Below are 790 nucleotides of genomic sequence, written 5' to 3' on the forward strand. Positions count from 1 at the left end.
AGATCGACGCGTCCGAGGAGGTGAGCGGCGCTCGACACCGTGACGACGCGACCGGTGATGCGTGGCAACAGCAGTCCGGTGAGGGCGAAGTGTCCGAGATGGTTGATTCCCATCTGCATCTCGAACCCGTCGGCGGTGCGGCTGAGCGGAACCGCCATCACCCCGGCGTTGTTGACCAGGACGTCGATCGGCAGCTCCGAGCGCCCGGGCCGTCGCTTCACCCACACCGCTGGTGGCCCCCGTCACGACGACGGTGCGGCCGACCAGCGTTGTGGAAGCGTCAGGCGCCAATCGAGGACTTGAGCATCGGGAGCATCGCCCACAGCTCGTCCTGCCAGTATCCCCACGAGTGGGTGCCCAGGACCGGGAACGAGAAGTGTGCGGTGTCGATGCCCAGGGTCAGCAGGCGCACCTGGAAGGCACGGTTCTGCGTGAGGGCGAGCGCTTCGAGCCCCATGGCGTTGGTCGTGTTGAAGCTGCCCACGAGCGAGCCCGGCCGGTCGTACTGGCCTGGCAGACCGCTCGCCGCGGAGATCCACATCGGCAGACCGCGCAGGTTCGGCGCCGCGACGAACGGGTCGTGACGCAGCCACGCCGAATCCCAGGGCGGTCCCCACATCGCGTCGGAGTTGTATCCGCCGGCGTCGAGCATGGCCACACGGATGGCTTCGCGCATCCCCGGTGCCGAGAGGTTGAGGTAACCCGACAACGAACCGGCGAACGTGAACTGGTTGCGGTGGTAGGCGGCCAGGATCAGCGCCGCGTTGCCGCCCATCGACAGGCCGACCAC

2 protein-coding genes are annotated in these 790 nt (G+C 68.0%); both read right to left on the reverse strand.

The window, feature by feature from the left end; genetic code table 11:
- Window positions 1–221 (reverse strand): SDR family NAD(P)-dependent oxidoreductase (locus A8G18_RS21620; protein WP_425337715.1); only part of this gene is annotated, 221 nt, incomplete at its 3' end.
- A 59-nt stretch (window positions 222–280) separates the two neighbouring features.
- Window positions 281–790, reverse strand: a 510-nt coding sequence (locus tag A8G18_RS21625; RefSeq protein WP_245207998.1) for an alpha/beta hydrolase-fold protein, incomplete at its 5' end; no start/stop codon positions are given.

Source organism: Rhodococcus gordoniae (genome assembly GCF_001646655.1).
Lineage (GTDB): Bacteria > Actinomycetota > Actinomycetes > Mycobacteriales > Mycobacteriaceae > Rhodococcus > Rhodococcus gordoniae.